Source organism: Stenotrophomonas sp. HMWF023, assembly GCF_003060985.1.
GTDB lineage: Bacteria > Pseudomonadota > Gammaproteobacteria > Xanthomonadales > Xanthomonadaceae > Stenotrophomonas > Stenotrophomonas lactitubi.
In genome coordinates, this window is record NZ_QAIJ01000040.1 from 1 (window position 1) to 3,518 (window position 3,518).

The 3,518-nt window shown below is 67.5% G+C and carries 2 protein-coding genes; both read right to left on the reverse strand.

Translation table 11 applies throughout. The features are described 5' to 3' along the window. Positions 1-978, reverse strand: a 978-nt coding sequence (locus tag DBR20_RS01755; RefSeq protein WP_108264975.1) for a 2-hydroxyacid dehydrogenase, incomplete at its 3' end; no start/stop codon positions are given. Between the two features lie 97 nt (positions 979-1,075). Then, on the reverse strand, positions 1,076-3,518 hold a 2,443-nt coding region (locus DBR20_RS01760; RefSeq protein WP_108264974.1), incomplete at its 5' end, for an autotransporter outer membrane beta-barrel domain-containing protein.

Genomic DNA, 3,518 nt, shown 5'->3' on the forward strand with positions numbered 1-3,518 from the left:
GTCCCGCCCCGCCGCGAAATCGGCCAGATTGCCCAGCGTGATCGCCGAGATCTCCTGCAGCGCCTCCACGGTGAAGAAGCCCTGGTGGCCGGTCACCAGCACGTTGGGGAAGGTCATCAACCGCTGGAAGGCCTCATCGTCGATGATCTCGCCGGACAGGTCCTGGAAGAACAAGGCGCTTTCCTGCTCGTAGACGTCAATGGCCAGGTGGCCCAGCCGGCGCGACTTCAGCGCGCGGATCACCGCGTGGGTATCGACCAGCCCGCCACGCGAGGTGTTGACCAGCATCGCGCCGGGCTTCATCCGCGCCAGCGAGGCGTCGTCGATCAGGTGTTGGGTATCCGGGGTCAGCGGGCAATGCAGCGAGATGATGTCCGAGCGCGACAGCAGTTCATCCAGTTCCACCATCGTGCCGATCTCCGCGAAGGCCGGCGAGGGATACGGATCGTGCCCCAGCACGGTGCAGCCCATGCCGCGGAAGATGCGCGCGGTGGCCAGCCCGATCTTGCCGGTACCGACGATGCCCACGGTTTTGCCATGCAGGGTGCGGCCGAGCAGGCCATCAAGCATGAAGTTGCCCTCGCGCACGCGGTTGTAGGCGCGATGGGTCTGCCGGTTGAGGGTCATCACCAGCGCCAGTGCATGCTCGGCCACGGCTTCGGGCGAGTAGGCCGGCACGCGGGCGACGAACAGGCCGAGCGCGTTCGCGGTGGCCAGGTCCACATTGTTGAAGCCGGCGCAGCGCAGCAGCACTGCACGCACGCCCAGCGCATGCAGGGCCTTCAGTACCGGCGCATCAAGTCTGTCATTGACGAACACGCAGACGGCGGCGCAGTCCTGTGCCAGTGCGGCAGTGTGCACATCCAGCGCGGCGTCGAAGTACACGAACTGGAACTGCTGCCCTAGCCCTTCGCGCAGGTTGGCCTCCTCCAGAAAGCGGCGATCGTAGGGACGGGCACTGAAAACGGCGATCTGCATGGGAAGGTCTGCGCGGAAATCCGCCACGACCATAGCGCACCCGCACATCGATGGGGATGGCACCGGCGGCGTGACTGCCGCCGGTGCCGGTACTGCCTTAGAACGTATAGCCCAGGCCCAGCATCACGCCGTTCTGCAGCTGGCCGTCGCGGCGCTCGCCCACGTAGTCGACCATCACCGACAGGCGATCGCTGGCGCGGCTGGTCACGCCCAGGTTCCAGGCCAGCACCTGCTCGCCCACGGTCTGGCTGCTGGCACCGAACACCAGGTCCGGCGCAGCGGCGAAGCCGGTGCTGTAACGGGCCTGGGTGTCGCCCAGTTCCTTCTGCCAGACCACGCGCGCGCGCGGGGTGATGCGCTCGCCGTTGTTGCCTTCGAAGGTCTTGAACAACTGCAGGCCCGCGCCGACGCGGATGCTTTCCAGGCTGTCACCACGCCCGACCAGCGCGCCAGCACCCTGCCCTTCATTGAAACGGGTGGCCGAGGTGCGCGCGTAGTCGACCACCGGCAGCAGCGGCTGGATCACCACACCCTTGGCGGTGGTGAACGAGAAGCCGTGCTCCAGGCGGGCCGAGATCGCATCGTTGTTGTACTTGGCACGCAGCGGGCCCTGCAGGCCGTCGATGCCCTCGATGCTGCGGCGGGTGTCGTGGCGCAGGTCGGTGTAGCGCACCGAGGCCGAGAGGTAGCCACGCGAGTAGGTGGCATCCAGGTAGCCGCCCACATCCAGCGCGCGCACATCACCGGTGAAGCCGGAACCATCGCGCCCCTTGGTCGACATGTCCGCCGCGGCAACGCTGACGCCCAGGGTCACCCGGTCATCGGCCAGCTGCGTATCGGCACCGAGCACGATGCCGCCGACGGTATGGCTCAGGCCGGCCACGCCGCCCTCACCGTCGATGCGGCCATGACTGCCGAAGCCGCGGCCCCAGAGGCCGTGGTTGCGTGGTGCTTCGCCGCCGAAGTCGGTGTTGCCACCGCCCGCCCCCGCCGGCTCCACCAGATGCATCGCCAACTGGTTGAACAGGCTGCCATTGGCCATACCGGGCTGCGCCGAAGCCGCCTGCGCTGCCTGTGCGGCCAGGCCGCCGGCGTCACCGCTGCCGCTGCGTCGTGCGGCCTGGTGCTGCTGCACCACGCTGCCGATGCTGCCAACCAGCGCGTTGTCGGCCAGGCGCAGGCTGGCGTGGCCATCACCACGCAGTGCGCCGGCCTGCTGTGCGATCACATCGCGATCGGCAAACTGCAATGCACCCAGCAGCGGCTTCAGGCCGGCATCCTGGCGCTGACCCGCAGTAGCCAGCGCGCGACCGAGTCCATCGTTGCCGTTGTTGCCGGTGAGCTGCGCAAGCTGGTCGAAACCGGGGTTCGCGGTCAGCGACAGGCCCTCGGCGGTCTGGTTGATGTTGAAGCTCAGCAACGAGTTGTGGCGCGGCCGGAATACTTCGCCGCCGGTGATGCTGGCCGTATAGCCGGTGTCGCCCAGGCGCACCGCATCGGTGAAGCCCTGGAAGATCGGGCCGGTCACCAGCTCGCGCTGGTAGTTGCCGGCGTAGAAGCCCTGCGCCACGTTCAGCTCCAGGTGCGCGCCCGGCGAGATCACCAGCGCGCCCTCGTTGGCGCCGCTGTCGTAGAAGTCGCCCACGCGCAGGCGTCCACTGTTGGCGCCGCCCGCCTCCGTGACGTCGAACAGCACCTTGCCGCCCGGCATGATGTTGACGTAGCCGTGGGTGACCAGATCTCCACCGCGCGGCATCAAAGTGCCGAACACGCGCAGGCGGTTGAAGCCATCCTCGCGGTACGACGGACCGGTGCCAGCGAACAGTGCATCCGAGTCGTTGGCGACCGAGGCAATATCACCGTGGCCGACCACCATGCCGCCCGCCAGCACGCGCAGCTCCGGGGTCCGCAGGGCGCCGCCTTCCAGGGCGATGGTGCCGTTCTCCACCAGCATGAAATCGGCGCCGGTGGTCTCGGCGGTGCGCCAGGTGCCGCCCTTGGCCACGCGGATCACACCGGCCGAATTGCCCAGCGTGGAGGCATCCAGCTCATTCAGGCGCAGCTGGCCCAGCAGCAGTTGCTGTGTACCCGGGTCGTTGAGGTAATCCTGCACTGAAGCCGGGCCGATGCCATTCGGGCCGGCGCTGGAGCGGTTGTAGATGTTCACCGCATAGTTGATGTACGTGGTGGCGAAGTCGGCATCGTTCCAGCGCGCGAAGTCGTTATCGACGAACGCCTGCAGCTGGCGTGCGGTGCGCAGGTAGCCCGGATTGATGTCGCCGCTGACATTGCCGGTGACCGTCAGGGTGTCGCCCGGGTCGCGGTAACCGGCGGCGGTGATGATGTTGTTGCTGTAGATGTCCTGGCCGGGGAAGGTCTCCAGCTTGCGGCCACTGCCATCGGGATCGAAGCTGATCGACGCGCCGGTGGTCCGGGCCGGATCGCGGAACACCAGCAGACCGTTGGGCTGCACAACCTCGTACATGGCCTTGTGCAGCAGGCCGGCATCCATGCCGCCGCCGTAGTTGCCGGTGTAGATC